Raw genomic sequence first — 16,517 nt, forward strand, 5'->3', positions numbered from 1 at the left:
CCCCAGTAGGCATCAGCCGGGACGGCGCGATCGCCAAGCAGGTCGTGTTCGATACGTGTGGACATGCAAAAGCCTTTGTCGATGGTCTCCGCCAGCGCGGAGTGATGGGGGCAGACTGTAGGCTGCCGGCAAGCTGCTTGGCCAATTCCGATTCGCAATCAGCCCATGCAAATTTTGCATAACCATGGAAAATGCCGGATCTGGAGACGGTTTCCGCCACGCCGCTGACGGGCACGGGGCCCAGACAGGGCCTGCCATGGCAGCCTGGATTGGCCAGGAAGATGGCAGAAGCTTCAGCGCGGCTGCTGATAGCTGACATCGCCAGCCTTGAGCAGCTGGTACTGGCCATCCTGATAGCGCAGCAGGGTGATGCTGCTATTGGGAATATCGGTGTTGGTGGCCTGACCCGGGACCAAGAGCGCGAGAATGCTGAGAATGGCACCACCATGGCTGACCAGCAGTACATTGCCGCCGCCCGCGGCCTGCGCCTTGTTCACCACATCCTGCATGCCGGCACGCAAGCGGGCCTCGATCTGCGGATAGGTTTCAGCCCAGCCGCGCGGGTCGTTGTCATGAATGGCTTGTGCAATGGCCCGGTCATCCATCTTGTGGGTAAAGGCAGTCCAGTTGCTCCAGCCGGGATCGAATACCATGCCCTGCTGGCGGAACAGCGGCGCCCACATCTCGGCATCAGGCCGGCCTTCAAAACTGCCGTAGTTCCATTCGCGGAAGCGCTCGTCTTCCTGCAGCACCAGCCCGGCGCGCTGGCCTTGTGCCAGCACGATTCTGGCCGTGGCACGCGCCCGTCCCAGATCACTGCTGTAGGCGGCGATGAACGGCGTGCTGGCCAGGCCCCTGGCCGCGGCCTCGGCCCCTTTGATCCCTGCCGCGGTCAGCGGGGTATCCGACCAGCCCTGCACCTGGCTGGTGGTATTGAACAGCGTCTTGCCATGGCGCAACAGATAGATGTCCACCACCGGTCCGCTGGCATCACGGCTGGCGGCCAGCGTGGCCGAACCCGTCAGGACGGCCAGGCAGCACAATATCCATTGCAAAGCTTTCCGGCATTTCATCATGGTCTCTCCAGTGCTGGGCGACATCAGGATTGGCCATGCTAGGAAAATATTCAGCCGGCAGCAGCAGGCAGACGCCTAAAACCACGCGGGTTTTGTCCCGATTGCCGGGGCGGCTCATACCGGGTCGGCACTGGCCGCCAGATAATCCCAGAAGGCATCCAGCTCGGGCCGGCTGCGCTTTTTGTCGCGGTAGAGCCTGACTTCCATATCCACGCTCCAGCCCTGCTCGGCCGCCAGGACCAGCTGGCGTGAGCGTAATTCGCGCCGGACCGAGCTGGTGGGCAAAAATGCCACGCCATGGCCTTCCAGCACCATGTTTTTCAGGCCCTCGGCCATATCGGTTTCATAGCGCAGCGACAGAAAAGGCGGTTCTGGGGCCGCTTCCAGAATCAGGTCGGTCATCAGGCGGAAATAGGCATTGCTGGCATAGCCCAGAAAGGGCAGCGGCTGTGCGGCGCTGCCGGGCAGGGCGTGGCGCGGGCTGCGATCCGGATTGCTGCGCACATAGGGCCGCAGCGACTCCACCCCCAGCCGCAAGCCGCTATAGCGCGGATCGGCCAGGTCTACCGGCTGTTTCGGATGGTGATAGCACATCAGCAGATCGCAGCCGCCCTCGACAAAGGCCAACAGGGCATCATGCACATTGCTGGCTTGCAGGCGGCAGGACAGCGGACCAAAGCCTTGTTCCACGCTGCTGAGCCACTTGGGAAAAAACGAGAAGGACAAGGTGTGCGGCACCGCCAGGCTGAGGGTGCCGGCTGGCAGCGGCTGCAGGCCACGCAGCTGGGCACGGGTGCTGTTGATCTGCCCCAGCATCAGCACCGCCTGTTCGCGCAGCAGTTCGCCGGCGGCGGTAAGCCGGGTGGGATAGGTGGTGCGGTCGATCAGATCGGCACCAAACCAGCTTTCCAGCGACTTGATGCGGCGGGAGAATGCCGGTTGGGTAAGGTGGCGAATCTCGGCCGAGCGGGTGAAACTGCCGGTATCGGCCAGTACCAGAAAATCTTCCAGCCAGCGGGTTTCCAAATGGCAGTCCTCCTTCGCCTGATGGCGCTAAATATTATTAAAAATCAGCCAGCTATTCGGAATGTTCGCGACTAATTTCCGCATCATTTGATATTTTACAAGGTGGGAGAGCACATTGCCCCTACAATGCAGCAAACTAAAACTTGTCAGACAATGAGAATCACACACACCATCTGGCGGAGGATTCTGGGCCTGCTGCCCGGCGAGATCGCCAGCAATGAAACCGGCTGGTTGCTAAGCCCGCACCAGCACATGCCCTTGTTGCAGCAGCGCCGCGCGCTGATGCTGGTCAATCGCGTGCGTCTGTTCTCCCTGCTGTTTGCCCTGCTCACCCCGCTGTGGATCGTGGTGGATGTCATGACCCTGCCATCCGGGCTGTGGCAGATGCTGGCCACCATGCGCGTGCTGGCTACCATCGCCTTTGTCGGCCTGGTCTTGTGGTGCCCGCAGGATGGCCAGCTATCGGGTGCCTACCGCGGCATGACGCTACTGTTTGCCATCCCCACGCTGTTTTATATCGGCTCGCACCTGTTGATGACGCAGTACCACCTGGAGGGGGTATCCGCCGCCATCGGCACCGGTTATGCCTTTCTGCCCTTTGTGCTGCTGGCGGCCTTTTCCATCTTTCCACTCACCCTGATCGAAAACCTGGCCTTTGCCACGCCGGTGCTGCTGGCTTATGCCATCGCCTGGTCGCTGGACTGGTCGGTGGCCAGCTGGCCTTCCTTTGGCGGGGAGTTCTGGTTGCTGTCGCTGCTGGCCAGTGTTTCTTCATTGGCCAGCATCAGCCAGCTGGCCTTCATCATCGCGCTGGTGGGCCAGACCATACGTGATCCGCTGACCACGGCCTTCTCGCGCCGCAGCGGTATTGAAATGCTGGAACTGCAGCTGGTCAATGCCGAACGCAACCAGATGCCGCTGGCCATCGCCTTTATCGACCTGGACCACTTCAAGAGCATCAACGATGCATTTGGCCATGCCGCTGGCGACAAGACATTGAAACAGCTGGTGCAAAAGACGCTGGCCTGTATGCGGCGTGGCGACGTGCTGGTGCGCTGGGGCGGGGAGGAGTTTCTGCTGCTGATGCCCAATACCGACATGATCCAGGCCAGGCTGGCGCTGGACCGGCTGCGCCAGCAGGGACTGGGCCTGCGGCCCGACGGCACGCCGCTGACCGCCAGCATCGGTCTGGCCGAACGGCTGGCGGACAAATGCAATCACCGCCGCCAGCTGGTGGAAATAGCCGATGCCCGCATGTACCAGGCCAAGCAGCAGGGGCGCGACCGGGTGGTCAGCGACTGAGGGCTGACCAGCGCCAAGGCGCTGCCATCCGGGTGCCAGGGTGGGCGCCGCGGCTCAGCCCTGCTGCAGCACCACCCAGTCTTGGGTGGCCGGGCTGGCACGAAACTCATGCACCACCTGCTGCATCAGGGCAAAGGCGCTGGCCGCATCCAGTTGCTGGCAGGCCTCAGCCAGTTGCTGCATGAATTGCTCCAGTTCCGGCGCCGACAGATGGTATTCCTGCGCGCGCAAAATACGCGGATGATCGGTGGGCAGCACGTTGTCGCCGATCAGCAGTTCTTCGTACAGTTTTTCGCCTGGCCGCAGCCCGGAGAAGCGGATTTCGATATCGCCGTTCGGGTGCTTGTCATCGCGCACTTCCAGCCCGGACAGATGCACCATGCGCCGTGCCAGATCGGCAATCTTCACCGGCTCGCCCATGTCCAGCACGAATACATCACCGCCCTCGCCCATGGCCCCGGCCTGGATCACCAGCTGGGCCGCTTCCGGAATGGTCATGAAGTAACGGGTGATGTCCGGATGGGTGACGGTGACCGGCCCGCCGGCCTTGATCTGCTTCTTGAACAAGGGCACCACCGAACCGGAACTGCCCAGCACATTGCCAAAACGCACCATGACAAAGCGGGTGTTGCTGCCACGGGCGTGACGGCCTTGCAAGGTCAGCTCGGCCAGGCGCTTGGTGGCACCCATCACATTGGTGGGGCGCACTGCCTTGTCGGTGGAAATCAGCACAAAGGTATCCACGCCGCAGTCTTCCGCCGCCTGCGCCGTGGTATCGGTGCCGAAGGCATTGTTGACGATGCCGGCCACCGGATTGTGCTCCACCATCGGCACATGTTTGTAGGCAGCGGCGTGATACACCGTTTCCACCTTGAAGGTGCGCATGATCTGGCATAGCCGGGCATGGTCGGTCACCGAGCCCAGCACCGGTGTGCGCGGAATGTCCGCGGCCAGCTGCGACAGCTCCTGATCGATGGCATAAAGCGCAAACTCGGTCAGCTCGAACAGCACGATGCGCGCCGGATTGTTGCGGGCAATCTGCCGCACCAGCTCGGAGCCGATGGAGCCACCCGCCCCGGTCACCATCACCACCCGGCCCTGGATATTGCGCGCCAGCAGCTCGGGGCTGGGCGGTACCGGGTCGCGCCCCAGCAGGTCCTCGATTTCCACTTCTTTCAGCTCTTCCACCCGCGCTTCACCCGACACCAGATCGGCCATGCCGGGCAGGCGCTTGATGGGAATGCGCAGATGCTCCAGTGATTCCAGGATTTCACGCTGCCGGCCACGGCTGACCGAGGGCATGGCCAGCAGGATGCAGCTGGCGGCAGTGTCCTCGATCAGCAGCGGCAAATCTTCCGGCGCATGCACGCTGAGGCCGCGATAGGTACGCTTCCAGCAGTCCGGATTGTCATCGACAAAGGCCATCGGCCGGTATTCCTTGCCCGCCTGCAAGGCCAGCATCAGCTGCACCCCGGCCTGGCCGGCACCATAGATGATGACGTGTTCCCGCGGGGCATCCACTGCGTCCAGCCGGCGCACCAGGCCGCGCAGCACAAAGCGGCTGCCGCCGATATAGGCCATGGCAAACATCCAGAAGATGATGATGGACGAACGCGGGAACGGCGCAATGCGCGCCATGACGATGACCGCGGTCAGCACCAGCACCGCCAGGCTGACCCCGGTAAACACGGTGTAGACGATCTTGTCGTCCAGATACTTCAGCACCGCGCGATACAAACCCAATTTGACGAAGATGGGAATCACCCACAGCGGCGGCACCACAAATATCCACAGATACGGGTCCAGCTTCGGGTCCCAGTAGCCGCCCAGGCGCAGCACCACGGCGCTCCACAGGGCCAGCGGCAGCAGCAGCGCATCCATCAGCGCCAGCAGCGCCATCTTGTTGTGTCGGGAGAAGGTCAGCAGTTTGTCTAGCATGTCGAATCGACTTTCACGGCCATCAGCGCAGCACGATTTTCAGCAAGGTGGCGAAGATGATGCGGATATCTTCCAGCAGGCTGTGGGTTTGCGCATAACGCAGGTAATAGCCCAGTTTCTCCGGCAGGATCTGTTCGATATAAGCGCGTTCCGGGTCAGCGGCACGGCCCAGTATCTCGTTTTCGTCGATCATGCGGATGGAGGCCCAGTCGGTGATGCCGGGGCGCACCGACAGCACGATGTCTTTCACTTCTTCCGGGTAGTGCGCCACATATTTGGGCACTTCCGGGCGTGGCCCCACCAGGCTCATGTCGCCGAACAGCACGTCCAGCAATTGCGGCAGCTCATCCAGCTTGCTCTTGCGCAAAAAACGCCCGGCACCGGTGACGCGGCTGTCCGCGCCCACGGTCAACTGGCCCTGTGCCTCGGTATTCACCTGCATGGTGCGGAATTTGTGGATGCGAAACAGCATGCCACCCCGCCCTACCCGTACCTGGCGGAAAAACACCGGGCCGGGGGAATCCAGCTTGATCCACAAGGCCACCAGCAGCAGCGGCCCGGCCAGCAGCAGCAAGCCGATGCCGGAGGCAATCAGGTCGAACAGGCGCTTGAGCAGTGCCGACCCTGCACCCGGCGGGCGACAGCATGGCGGTAACAAGGCCGGGCTTTCACCCGGCGGCAAAGGCTGGTGCTGACTCATGCGCCCAGAATCTCACGCACGGCGGCAATCACGCGGGTCTGGTCGGCCTCGGTCATGCGGGTGTACAGCGGCAGGGTGACTTCGCCTTCAAAAGCCGCATCGGCCACCGGGAAGGCGGCACGCTCCAGCTGGTAGCCATCGCGCCATACCGGCTGGCGATGCAGCGGAATGAAGTGCACCGAGCAGCCAATGCCCTTTTCCGCCATGCGGACGATAAAGTCATCACGGCTGATGCCGGCTTCCGGCTTGATGCGCACCGGGTAGAGATGCCAGGCATGCTGACCACCAACATCGGCCGGACGGGCTGGCAAAATCAGCGGCAGGTCGGCCAGTTCGCGGTCGAAACGCTGCGCCATGGCTTCGCGCTTTTCGCGGAAACCGACAATCTTCTTCAACTGGTGGATGCCCATGGCAGCGGCGGTGTCCGGCATATTGTATTTGAAGCCGGGGGCGATCACTTCGTAATACCAGGCCGGGGTCTTGGACACATAGCGGTCGAAGGCATCACGGCTGATGCCGTGCAGGCGCATGATCTTGCAGCGGGCAATGATGTCCTTGTTCTTCGATACCACCATCCCGCCTTCGCCGGTAGTCATGGTTTTGTTGGCGTAGAAGCTGAACACGGTGATATCCGAATCCAGCGTGCCGATCAGCTTGCCCTTATAGGTCGTGGGCAGGGCATGGGCCGCGTCTTCCACCACTTTCAGGCCGTGTTCGCGGGCGATGGCGATGATTTCGTCCATCTCGCACGCCAGACCGGCAAAGTGCACCGGCATGATGGCACGGGTTTTCGGGGTGATGGCAGCACGGATGGCAGCCGGGCTGATATTGAAGGTGGCCGGGTCCACATCCACCACCACCGGGTCGGCCCCCAGATAGCGCACCACTTCGGCCGTGGCGGTAAAGGTGTAGCTGGGGACAATCACTTCGTCACCCGGCTGGATGCCGATGGCTTCCAGCGCCAGGTGCAGGCCGGCGGTGGCCGAGTTGACGGCAATCGCTTCCACACCCTCGCCGATGAAGGCAGCAAAGTCGGCTTCGAACTGCTTGGTCTTGGGGCCGGTGGTTACCCAGCCGGAACGCAGGGCGTCCACTACTTCATTGATTTCTTCTTCGCCGATATCCGGCAGGGCAAAGGGCAGGAATTTCTGTTCGCTCATTTTCGTCATCTTCAATAGGCGTCGTTGTTCATGGCTGGCAGCCGACGCATGGTTGCCAGTCGCGTATTCGGTGTTGTCAGCATCGCTTACTGGCGCGCCAGATTGTCCGTCGCCGGTTTCTCTTTCAGCGCATCGGCCGCACGTTTGCCCAGCTTCTGCGTGGGCAGTTCCACCCAGCGGTTGATGGCCAGCGCCAGCAGCCAGGTCATGCCGGTGGCGGCGGCCACCAGCAGCCACCACGGCAGATTGTAACTAGCCAGCACTTCCATCAACACATAGCCGGCATTGGAATGACAGACATACCAGGCATAGCTGACCGCCGCCACCCGTGCCAGCCACCGGCTGCTCCACACTGCCGGACGCAGCACCCCCAGCACAAACAGGCTGATGCCGATGGCGTAGCTGCCGTACAGCTCCAGCGAAGGCCAGTTGGTCACCCACACAAACAGGGCCAGCAGGCCGACAAAATGCAGCACGGTTTCCACGGCCCCGGCCTGGCCGGTGAGATAGAAATAACACCAGCAACCGGCAAACATCAGCGGGAAATAACACACCACCGAGGCCAGAAAATACTGGTCGTAAGCCCAGAAATGCGCCAGCTGGCCATGCAGGCCCTGCGCATCCGGGCCACGGCACAGCATGGCCACCAAGGGCAGCAGCAGCCAGATGGCCCATTTGATACGCTTGCCGGTCAGCGCAAACGCCGTGCCCAGCAAGGCGTAGAACCACAGCTCCACTTTCAGCGTCCACATCACCGGGTCGATATTGCGGCCGCCCAGCATGTCCTGAAAGGCAATGCTGACATGGCCGATGACATCGCGCCGGGTGATGTCGAAGTCGTTATCCGCCAGCCAGGCGGCCAGCCACAAGGCAAGCAGTGTCACCGCCAGCCCGGCCCAGTAAGTGGGGTAAATGCGGAATACCCGCGACACGGCAAAGCGCAACACCCCCATGCGGGTGAGCGACAGCGGAATCAGCAAGCCGGAAATCAGCAGGAACAAGCCCACGCCAACCGCGCCCAGATTGAAGGGCAGCACAAATGAGGCGCCGGCATAGCCTTCCAGCGGGTCCATATTCAGGATGTCGCTGATACGCTCACGGTGCTGCCAGAAAGTCTGGGTGAAATGAAAGAAAATCACACACAGGATGGCCACGCCACGCAGGCCATCGGCAAAATCAAAACGCACGTGCTGCTTGCTGCTACTCATTACGCTCATCACCTGTTGCCTGCGCTAGCAATACGCGGGCCATAAAGGATAAAACCACTATTATCCTCGCCGTTAGTACAGGTTTGCACGGTTTTTTCTGTTTATCCTGCGACATCCACCGCCTGCGGCAGTGACTGCGCCAGTGCCCTTAGCCTGGCCTAGCGCAGCACCGCCTGCATGAAACGCTGCGCCAGCACGCGATAGTCGTGATGCGCCAGCACATATTGCCGCCCGGCGGCGCCCATGCGGCCACGCTCGTTGGGGGTGGTGGCCAGCATGCGACGCACGGCATCGGCAATGGCGGCCGGGTCTTCCGCCCCCACGCTGAAACCGGCGCCGGCATCCTTGACCATATCGTTGCCCGCGTCCACCGAGTGGATCACCGGCTTGCCCGCCATCAGGTAGTCGAACAGCTTGTTGGGATTGATGCCGAAACGGTAGATGGGCAGCTTGCGCCAGCCGATGAACAGGCTGTCCATCTGCGCCAGGAAGGCCGGGACGGCGCGTTTGGGAATGCTGGGCAAAAACTGTACATTGGACAGGCCCATTGCGGCAGCTTTCTCCACCAGTGCCGCCTTGTCCGGGCCATCGCCCACCAGCACAAAGCTGACTGGCGTGTCTTGCAATTGCGCAGCGGCTTCCAGCAGGAAGTCCAGTGCATTGGCCAGACCATGGCCACCGGCATAGCCAATCAGAAAGCGCTTGTACGCCTTGAGTCTGGCCAGTGCGGCCAGATGCTCGGCCGGCAGCGGTGTATCCGCGCCCTGCCACTCGGCTACGTCCACGCCATTAGGAACAACATGGTATTTTTCCGCCGCCATGCCGTGCTGCATCATGTAGTCACGGGCACAGGGCAGCATGGAAATGACGGTGTCCGCCTTGCGGTAGCCAAAGTCCTCAGCCCACTGCATCAGGCGGATAAAGGGGTGGGAGCGCGACATGCCGCCCACTTCCACCGGTGTCAGCGGCCACAGGTCGTGCACCTCGTACACCAGCCGCGCCCCGGTTTTGCCGGCGATAAAGGCGGCGGGAATGGTGTCCAGCGGATAGGTGGAGGAGGCAATCACCACGTCCGGCTTCCATTCCTTCAGATAACGGCCGGACAGGCCCATGACCTTGCCCAGAAAGCTGAAGATATTGATCACCCGCTTCAGGCCATTGCCCGGATAGGCCGGGGTCTTGCACCAGGTGTAGCGGATGCCGTCGATGTCTTCGTCCTGGTATTTGGCGGTCAGCTGCGGATTGGTCTGGCGCAGATGCGAGGTATCTGCCGCCAGCATATTGACTTCATGACCGGCCTTGACCCATTCACGCGCCAGGTAATAGGGGCGGAATTCCATGCCGTGGCGCGGGCTGCCGGCATAGTGATTGATATAGAGAATGCGCACGCTGCTGCTTTTCCGGATTTAAGTGTCCACGGTTCAGAACAGCCCGGCCGCGATATTGATCATCATCGCCAGCACGGTGGTATTGAACAGGAAGGACAGGATGCAATGCACGGAGCCGATGCGACGCATGGCCCGTGAGCTGAAACTGACGTCGGCCGTCTGGCCCGAAGTACCGATGACGGCGGCAAAGTAAAAGAAATCGCTGTAATTGGGTTCTTCATCCCCCGGGAATTCCAGCCCCGGCTTGCCGCTGCGAAACAGAGCCACATAGTACTGGTGGGCGTAATGCAGGGCGAACATGGTTTGGGTAAACAGCCAGCTGGTGAAGATGGTGAGCACCGACAGGCCGATATGCAGGCCGCGGCTGCCGCCGTGCAGGTCTTTCGCCACCGACAGCTCGGCCACGATGGACAGCAGGCAGACAATGGCCGCTAGTACCACCAGCATCAGGATGGCCAGTTCGCCCTCGTCCTGCCGTGCGGCCCGGTGGCGGATCTGTTCGGCATCAGCGCCATGCATCATCAGCAGGGCCAGCAACAGATAGAGCCCGGCCCCGGCATTCCAGCCGATCACATAGGCGGTGAGTGTGCGCATGGGCGTGAGCATGATCAGCGCCTGCGCCATGCACAAGCCAAACAGGATGGCAAAAAACAGCCGTGGCCGGGTACGGATGATGTGGCTCAAGCGGGCCAGCGGGCCGTGGTGGTGGCGTTGTACTTTGTCCATGCTTGCGGTCCTCAGGAAAGTTGCGCGTACAGGTCCACCAGCTTGCGGCCTTCTGCCGCCCAGCTGTACTTTTGCAGCACCGCTTGCTTGCCCGCCTCGCCCAGCTGGCGCATGCGGTCCTCATCCGCCATCAGGCTGTTGATGGCGGCGGCTATGGCCTGCGGGTCTTGCGGGTCCACCAGCACACCGCAGCCAGCGTCGTCGACGATTTCGCGCCATACCGGGAAGTCACTGGCGATTACCGGCATGCCGGCCGCCATGTATTCGAACAGCTTGATCGGCAGCGCATCCACATAATTGGGGGTGGGGAACAGCGTCACCAGACCGATCTTGCTTTGCGTCAGCACCTGGACCACGCCCTTGCGGTCCAGCACGCCCAGGTCATTCACCCGCGTCCAGCCGGCTTGTGCTTCCAGCTCGGCGCGCAGATCGTTCTCACTCCAGATACCACACAGATTCAAGCGGGTGGCGGTATCCGGCAGCGCAGCCACGATGGGCTCGATACCGCGAATGCGGCTGATGCCGCCGATATAGCACACCTCGTTCTTGCGGCTGTCCCACGGCGTATCGCGCACCAGCTCTTCCAGGATGGGGAAGTTGCACACATCCAGCACCCGCCCGCCCAGTTTGGCAAAACGCTTGCGGATGTGCGGCGTGGACGTCACTACCGCGTCAAAACGTTTGGCTGCCCAGTCTTCCACTGTTTCAAAGCTGCCGGACACCAGGGGACGGATGGCACCGGGAATCCAGTGCTTGGCCAGAATCTGCCGCGGCATGTCTTCGTGTACGTCGTAAATCACCTTGATGCCGGCCTGCTTCAGCCGCAGTGCGGCGGGAATCAGCTCCGGGTCGTGAAAATGCACGATGTCCGGGCGCAAGGCCAATGCCGCCTGATACACCCGGCTGGTGGTGCCGGTCATGCGGGCAAAGCGGCCGCCGGTTTTGGGGCCGACATCGTGAAAGCGCACACCCTTGTTGATTTCCTCGCCCAGGCCATCGGCCACGATCAGGCTCACCTCGTGACCGGCAGCAGCCAGCGTGGCGCATTCCTTGACGAAAATGCGGATGTCGTGACGGGGATGGGCAGAAGTGAGATGGGCTACTTTCATACGGCAGAATCCTTGTGTGCCGGGCCGGACAACAGGCTGGCATAGAGATCGGCAAAGTGTTGCATATTGCTGTGGTGCAGGGCCTTTTGCGCCACCAACTGGCGGTTGAGCTGCACCGCTTGTTGCAGGCGGGCATTGTCCGCCGCCCAGTCCATGCCGGCCAGCAGGCTGTCGCTCAGCCTGGCAATGTCTTCGGCAATCAGGCCATTCAGGCCGTCGATCACCCATTCGCCATTGGCCGGCAGATTGGACAATACCGGCAGGCAACCATGGCCCATGGCTTCCAGCAGGCTGATGCTGGTGGCATCCGAACGCGGCACGCTGACAAACAGGCGCGATTCCTGATACAGGCCAGCCAATACTGCGGACGAAACAAAACCGGTGAATTCCACCCTTTGCAGCTGCAGGCTGGCAGCAAGGGCTTTCAGACTATCGGTGGACTCGCCGCTGGCGGCCACGGTGAGGCTCCAGTCCGGGTAATGGCCACTGGCCTCCACCTGCTGCCAGGCGTGCAGGATGGCGTCAATGCGGTACAGCGGTTTGTGCAGACGGCAGGACAGCACCTTGTTGGCTTTGGCGGCGATATCGGGCTGCGCCGGTAGCGCGTCCATGCCGAAATTCAACACGTCGATCCGGCAGTCTTCGCCCGCCAGCTGGCGGATTTTCGCCGCCATGTACAAGGAATCCGAAGTAATGGCCGACGCGGCGCGCAGATTGGCGCTTACCATCTGCCGCATCAGCCGGTTGCTGTCCGGCAGCAGCAGCACGTCCGAGCCCCAGGCGGTCAGCACCATGGGCACACGGCTGCCGCTCAGTGCACGGCGTGCATGCCAGGCCACGCTATTGGCCTGATGCACATGGACCAGGTCCGGCTTTATCTGGCCAATCCAGCGGCGCAATGTGCCGGCGCTGCCCAGCGCTTTCAGGCCGAAGTCCAGCCGCAGCTCGCCCTTGAGATTGGCCGGACGCTTGCCCGCCGGGACTTCGCCATTGCAGGCCAGCCAGATTTCCTCCACATGCGGGGCGATACCGGCCAGATAGCGCCAGGTGTGTACCGAGGCCGAACCGATCAACAACAGCTTCATTGGATGTTTTCTTTCTCGATGGCGCGCAGGGCCGCCAGCAGCCGGTCCAGCTTGTGCGCCAGCGCGGCGTTGTCGGCTACGGCGATATTCATCGGCAGATTCAGCACCGTGGCCGCCAGCCGCTCGCCCTGTGGCGCACTACCGGCCACATAGCCGTGGCGGAAGGAACCGGCCGGGTGAATCACATCATCAAACCACACGCCGATATTCAGCCCGCAAGCCTCGCTCAAGCGCCGCGCCAGCGCGGCCTTGTCCACCACCGGGTGGGAAAGCGCAAACGGGTAACGCACCCAGTGGCAGGCAGCACCGTCAGGCACTCCCCATTGGGTAAGGGACGGCAGTTGTGCCAGTGCCTGTTGGTAACGCTGTGCCAGCGCCTGCTTGTGCGCCAGCGTGGCGGGCAGATGGGCCAATTGGCGGCGCACCAGCACGGTGGACAACAGCGGCATGGCGCGTACCGGATGCGGCATGCCTTGGCTCACTTCGGCATCGGCCGAGCGGTAAATCAGCCCCACGCGGCGGTTAATCGCCATGGTGATGCGGCCCAGCAGCGGCCAGCGCGCACTGAGCAGATGGGCTTTGAGCGTGGCCAGCAAGCGCCACTCATCGGTGCATGACAGCTCCGGCCAATCCTGCTGCGGCGCGGCCATGCCAGGCGGGAAAATAGCCAACCCGCCAATACCGCCGCTCAGGTTCTTGGAATATTCAAAACTGAAGAAAGCCCCGTCGTGATAGCTGCCCAGCCATTGGCCATCCAGCTGGCTGGCAAAGCCGTGGGCGGCATCGTCGATAAACTTTACTTGCGGATGGGCGGCGCGCAGTGCATCCGGCACCCGGCACGGCAGGCCGTAATTGTGCGGCACGATGACGGCGCGGGTGGCCGGACCGATGGCTGCGGCCAGCACGTCCCAGTCGAAATTCAGGCTGTGCGCCGACACATCGACAAAACGCAGCGTCGCCCCCAGTGCCGGAATCTGGTTGGGCACCACCACGCAGGTATAGGCCGGGACAATCACCTCGTCCCCTGCCCCGATTCCGTGTTGCTGCAACAGTACGCGCAGCGCGGCACGGCCGGTGTCGTACAGACCGATGCGCGCCTCGTCCACGCCAAAACAGGCTGCCAGCTCGCGCCGCAGCGCGGCACGCTGGAATACGCGGCCTCGCAGCATGCCGGGCAAAGCGGACAGGTAATCGCACAGGCTCAGTGAATTAGCTGTGAGCATGGTCTTGCTCCAGTTGGCGACACAGCCGGAACACCCAGACCATGTAGATGATGTAATAGATGGAAACCGTCACCGACAGCAGGCGGAATACCTGGTGGGCATTCTCCCCCGCCCAGTACACCACGCCCAGCGAGCCCAGGTTCACCACCACGCCTAACAGGGCAAACAGCAGCGACTGGCGCTGGCGTGACAACACCATCGGCACCATGAAGCAAGGCGCAGCCAGGAACATGCAGAAGAAGGACGGCGTCAGCGTGGCGGCAATCTGGCCGGCATCGCGCCATTGTTCGCCAAAGGCAAAGGCAAACAGCGGCCCGCCCCAGGCCATGATGATGAGAAAGGGCACAATCGCCAGTGCCGACAACACCAGCAGCGCCTTTTTCAGCAGCGGACGCAAGCTATGGCCCTTGGCATGCGCTTCGGCCAGATCGCGGTACAGCACTTGCGATACGGCTTGCCCCAGCAAGGCGGCGGGCAGCTTCAGCACCCGCACCACCAGGCCGTAATGGCCCATCAGCTCGGCAGTGGCCAATATGCCCAGCAGCTGCACCATCAAGGAATCCTGCAAGGCCACCACAAAGGCATGCGGGGTGTTGACCAGCGGAAACTCACGATAACGGCGCAGGATGCGGCCCATGCCACCGGCGCGCGCGGTGCGCAACCACTGCGGCAGTGCGCGCCAGTCCTGCCGTGCCTGCAACAGCCAGGAGGCGGTCTGGCCAGAGATCTGCGCCAGCAGCAGACCCAGCGCGCCCAGTTTGCCGAAACCGGCCGCCAGTTGCACCGTCACCATGGCGGCAGACTGCCCCATGCGGCCCTGCGCATTGGCACTGTAACGGCGCTGGCGGTTGTTCCAGTTGGTCCAGATCTGGTTATTGGCCGCCACCCAGATACCCAGCGGCAACAAGGGCAGCCATGGTGCCATGGCCGGGGCATGCAACTGGGTGGCAATCCACGGCCCGGCTGCCAGCAGCGGAATGCTCAGCACCGCCAGCAGCAGGGTGTTGAACAGCAACGCCAGCACCATCAGGCGCATGGCATCGCTTTCTTCTTCCGGCAGCACCACCGCCATGTCGTAACGCCAGGTGGCAATCACCACCAGGTTGGACAGCCAGGCGACAAACTGCGTCAGCACGCCAAAATCTGCCGGGCTGTACAGGCGGGTCAGCAGCGGGGTGAACAATACCGGCAGGAACTGCGCCACGGCAGCCCCGCCCGCCAGGGTGGCGACATTGCGGGCAAAACCGCCCTGCCCCAGCCTGGCCTTGAGTTTGGCCAGCACGCTCAGCCCAGTGCCTTTTTCACCGCAGCGACGATGGCATCCTGGGTGGCTTCATCCAGGAAGGGGTGCATCGGCAGGCTCATCACGCGCTTGCCGGCGGCTTCGGCCAGCGGGAAGCTGCCTTCGCCCTGGCCCAGATGGGCAAAGGCCGGTTGCAGGTGCAGCGGAATCGGGTAATGCACGGCGGTGGGTACGCCCAGCTCTTGCAGGGCTTTTTGCACGGCTTCGCGATTGTCCACCTCGATGGTGTACTGCGCGTAAACATGGGTATTGCCCGCGCCTATCACCGGCACACGGGCCACGTCCTGCAGCAGGGCGCTGTAGCGGGCACCAATGCGCTCGCGGGCGGCCACTTCGTCGGCAAAGCTGGGCAGCTTGGCCAGCAGCACGGCGGCCTGGATGGTATCCAGCCGACCGTTCAGGCCAATCACCGGGTGGTGGTAGCGACGGTCCTGGCCGTGCACGCGGATTTCGCGCATTTTCTTCGCCAGTTCCTCGTCATTGGTAAAGCAGGCACCGCCGTCGCCATAGCAGCCCAGGGGCTTGCTGGGGAAGAAGCTGGTGCAGCCGATGGTGGACAGGTTGCCGGATTTCTTGCCGTGCTGGCTGGCACCAAAGCTTTGTGCGCCGTCTTCGATCACCGCAATGCCGTGCTTCTCGGCAATGGCGTTGATGGCGCTGAAGTCCGCGCACTGGCCGTACAGGCTGACCGGCATGATGGCCTTGGTACGCGGGGTGATGGCCGCTTCCAGCAGCGCCGGGTCCAGGTTGTAGCTGACGGGGTCGATGTCGACAAATACCGGGGTGGCACCCAGCAGGGCAATCATTTCGCCGGTGGCAATAAAGGTAAACGGGGTGGTGATGACTTCGTCGCCACGGCCCACGCCCAGCGCCATCAGCGCAATCAGCAGCGCCTTGGTGCCGTCACACACGCCGATGGCGTGCTTGACGCCGGTGTAGGCGGCCAGTTGCTGTTCTACTTCCTTGACTTCCGGCCCCATGATGTACTGGCCATGATCCAGCACCGCGTGGATGCGGGCGTCGATGTCGGCTTTCAGATGCTGGTACTGCGCTTTGAGGTCGATGAACTGGATGCTCATGGCTCGATTCCTTGCTGGGGCCGGGCTGCCGTGCGGGCAGCCGTGGGGATTGGATAGTTTCAGGCGGTGCAGACTGGTCCGGTTCAGGCCGGTGTGCAGTGATTTCCGCCAATCTGGTAAAAGCTGTCGCAGGCCGGGCAGGCATGGGTGCCGATATCATTGGGCAGGCGTTCGCCACAGGCACACATCCAGCC

Annotated in this window: 15 protein-coding genes; 2 read left to right on the forward strand and 13 right to left on the reverse strand. The window is 62.4% G+C overall.

Translation table 11 applies throughout. The annotated features are described in order from the left end of the window. Nucleotides 1-182: hypothetical protein (locus JHD64_RS22065; RefSeq protein WP_233170607.1), on the forward strand; the 182-nt coding region annotated here is incomplete at its 5' end. A 111-nt stretch (nucleotides 183-293) separates the two neighbouring features. Here JHD64_RS22065 and JHD64_RS18685 read toward each other — a convergent pair. Both JHD64_RS18685 and JHD64_RS18690 read right to left on the reverse strand, forming a co-directional pair. Further along, nucleotides 294-1,076 carry a histidine phosphatase family protein gene (locus tag JHD64_RS18685; RefSeq protein ID WP_199054953.1) on the reverse strand — a complete coding sequence of 261 codons (783 nt, stop codon included), beginning with the start codon at nucleotides 1,074-1,076 and terminating at the stop codon, nucleotides 294-296. 114 nt (nucleotides 1,077-1,190) lie between these two features. Next, nucleotides 1,191-2,102, reverse strand: coding sequence for a LysR family transcriptional regulator (locus tag JHD64_RS18690; protein ID WP_059285923.1), 912 nt, complete (start codon nucleotides 2,100-2,102; stop codon nucleotides 1,191-1,193). Nucleotides 2,103-2,255: 153 nt separating this feature from the next. Here JHD64_RS18690 and JHD64_RS18695 point away from each other — a divergent pair, with 153 nt between their 5' ends. Continuing rightward, nucleotides 2,256-3,404, forward strand: coding sequence for a diguanylate cyclase (locus JHD64_RS18695; protein WP_199054955.1), 1,149 nt, complete (start codon nucleotides 2,256-2,258; stop codon nucleotides 3,402-3,404). A 54-nt stretch (nucleotides 3,405-3,458) separates the two neighbouring features. On the opposite strand, the gene JHD64_RS18700 is transcribed toward JHD64_RS18695, so the two are convergent. From JHD64_RS18700 to JHD64_RS18750, 11 genes are all read right to left on the reverse strand, one after another. Beyond that, on the reverse strand, nucleotides 3,459-5,342 hold the full coding sequence (locus JHD64_RS18700) for a nucleoside-diphosphate sugar epimerase/dehydratase (protein ID WP_199054957.1): 1,884 nt from the start codon (nucleotides 5,340-5,342) through the stop codon (nucleotides 3,459-3,461). Between the two features lie 22 nt (nucleotides 5,343-5,364). After that, nucleotides 5,365-6,042 (reverse strand): sugar transferase, encoded by a 678-nt coding sequence (locus tag JHD64_RS18705; protein ID WP_304506668.1) that lies wholly within the window; start codon nucleotides 6,040-6,042, stop codon nucleotides 5,365-5,367. Then, a complete protein-coding gene (locus tag JHD64_RS18710) occupies nucleotides 6,039-7,202 on the reverse strand; it encodes a DegT/DnrJ/EryC1/StrS aminotransferase family protein (RefSeq protein ID WP_199054958.1) in 1,164 nt (387 codons plus the stop codon). Before JHD64_RS18710 ends, JHD64_RS18705 begins: the two co-directional genes overlap by 4 nt. Nucleotides 7,203-7,288: 86 nt before the next feature. Next, nucleotides 7,289-8,410: an acyltransferase gene (locus tag JHD64_RS18715; protein ID WP_199054959.1), complete on the reverse strand. Its 1,122-nt coding sequence runs from the start codon at nucleotides 8,408-8,410 to the stop codon at nucleotides 7,289-7,291. 158 nt (nucleotides 8,411-8,568) lie between these two features. Then, nucleotides 8,569-9,798 carry a glycosyltransferase family 4 protein gene (locus JHD64_RS18720; protein WP_199054960.1) on the reverse strand — a complete coding sequence of 410 codons (1,230 nt, stop codon included), beginning with the start codon at nucleotides 9,796-9,798 and terminating at the stop codon, nucleotides 8,569-8,571. Between the two features lie 33 nt (nucleotides 9,799-9,831). Further along, complete coding sequence (locus tag JHD64_RS18725; RefSeq protein ID WP_199054962.1) at nucleotides 9,832-10,524, reverse strand: DUF1345 domain-containing protein; 693 nt, start codon at nucleotides 10,522-10,524, stop codon at nucleotides 9,832-9,834. 11 nt (nucleotides 10,525-10,535) lie between these two features. Continuing rightward, entirely contained in the window at nucleotides 10,536-11,633 is a 1,098-nt protein-coding gene (locus JHD64_RS18730; RefSeq protein WP_199054964.1) for a glycosyltransferase family 4 protein, read from the reverse strand. Beyond that, complete coding sequence (locus JHD64_RS18735) at nucleotides 11,630-12,718, reverse strand: glycosyltransferase family 4 protein (RefSeq protein WP_199054966.1); 1,089 nt, start codon at nucleotides 12,716-12,718, stop codon at nucleotides 11,630-11,632. The genes JHD64_RS18730 and JHD64_RS18735 overlap by 4 nt, the downstream gene beginning before the upstream one ends. Continuing rightward, nucleotides 12,715-13,941 (reverse strand): DegT/DnrJ/EryC1/StrS family aminotransferase, encoded by a 1,227-nt coding sequence (locus JHD64_RS18740; RefSeq protein WP_199054968.1) that lies wholly within the window; start codon nucleotides 13,939-13,941, stop codon nucleotides 12,715-12,717. The genes JHD64_RS18735 and JHD64_RS18740 overlap by 4 nt, the downstream gene beginning before the upstream one ends. Continuing rightward, complete coding sequence (locus tag JHD64_RS18745) at nucleotides 13,928-15,223, reverse strand: lipopolysaccharide biosynthesis protein (RefSeq protein ID WP_199054970.1); 1,296 nt, start codon at nucleotides 15,221-15,223, stop codon at nucleotides 13,928-13,930. The genes JHD64_RS18740 and JHD64_RS18745 overlap by 14 nt, the downstream gene beginning before the upstream one ends. A gap of 2 nt (nucleotides 15,224-15,225) precedes the next feature. Continuing rightward, complete coding sequence (locus JHD64_RS18750) at nucleotides 15,226-16,323, reverse strand: DegT/DnrJ/EryC1/StrS aminotransferase family protein (RefSeq protein ID WP_199054972.1); 1,098 nt, start codon at nucleotides 16,321-16,323, stop codon at nucleotides 15,226-15,228. Between the last annotated feature and the right edge of the window lie 194 nt (nucleotides 16,324-16,517).

Source organism: Aquitalea sp. ASV15, from assembly GCF_016429115.1.
In the GTDB taxonomy this organism is placed as follows: domain Bacteria; phylum Pseudomonadota; class Gammaproteobacteria; order Burkholderiales; family Chromobacteriaceae; genus Aquitalea; species Aquitalea magnusonii.

Bases quoted from the DNA above. Each gene is read 5' to 3' on its own strand.
- JHD64_RS18735 (WP_199054966.1), bottom strand. From the start codon at position 12,718: ATGAAGCTGTTGTTGATCGGTTCGGCCTCGGTACACACCTGGCGCTAT.
- JHD64_RS18725 (WP_199054962.1), bottom strand. From the start codon at position 10,524: ATGGACAAAGTACAACGCCACCACCACGGCCCGCTGGCCCGCTTGAGC.
- JHD64_RS18705 (WP_304506668.1), bottom strand. From the start codon at position 6,042: ATGAGTCAGCACCAGCCTTTGCCGCCGGGTGAAAGCCCGGCCTTGTTA.
- JHD64_RS18715 (WP_199054959.1), bottom strand. From the start codon at position 8,410: ATGAGTAGCAGCAAGCAGCACGTGCGTTTTGATTTTGCCGATGGCCTG.
- JHD64_RS18730 (WP_199054964.1), bottom strand. From the start codon at position 11,633: ATGAAAGTAGCCCATCTCACTTCTGCCCATCCCCGTCACGACATCCGC.
- JHD64_RS18740 (WP_199054968.1), bottom strand. From the start codon at position 13,941: ATGCTCACAGCTAATTCACTGAGCCTGTGCGATTACCTGTCCGCTTTG.
- JHD64_RS18750 (WP_199054972.1), bottom strand. From the start codon at position 16,323: ATGAGCATCCAGTTCATCGACCTCAAAGCGCAGTACCAGCATCTGAAA.
- JHD64_RS18685 (WP_199054953.1), bottom strand. From the start codon at position 1,076: ATGATGAAATGCCGGAAAGCTTTGCAATGGATATTGTGCTGCCTGGCC.
- JHD64_RS18710 (WP_199054958.1), bottom strand. From the start codon at position 7,202: ATGAGCGAACAGAAATTCCTGCCCTTTGCCCTGCCGGATATCGGCGAA.
- JHD64_RS18700 (WP_199054957.1), bottom strand. From the start codon at position 5,342: ATGCTAGACAAACTGCTGACCTTCTCCCGACACAACAAGATGGCGCTG.
- JHD64_RS18695 (WP_199054955.1), top strand. From the start codon at position 2,256: ATGAGAATCACACACACCATCTGGCGGAGGATTCTGGGCCTGCTGCCC.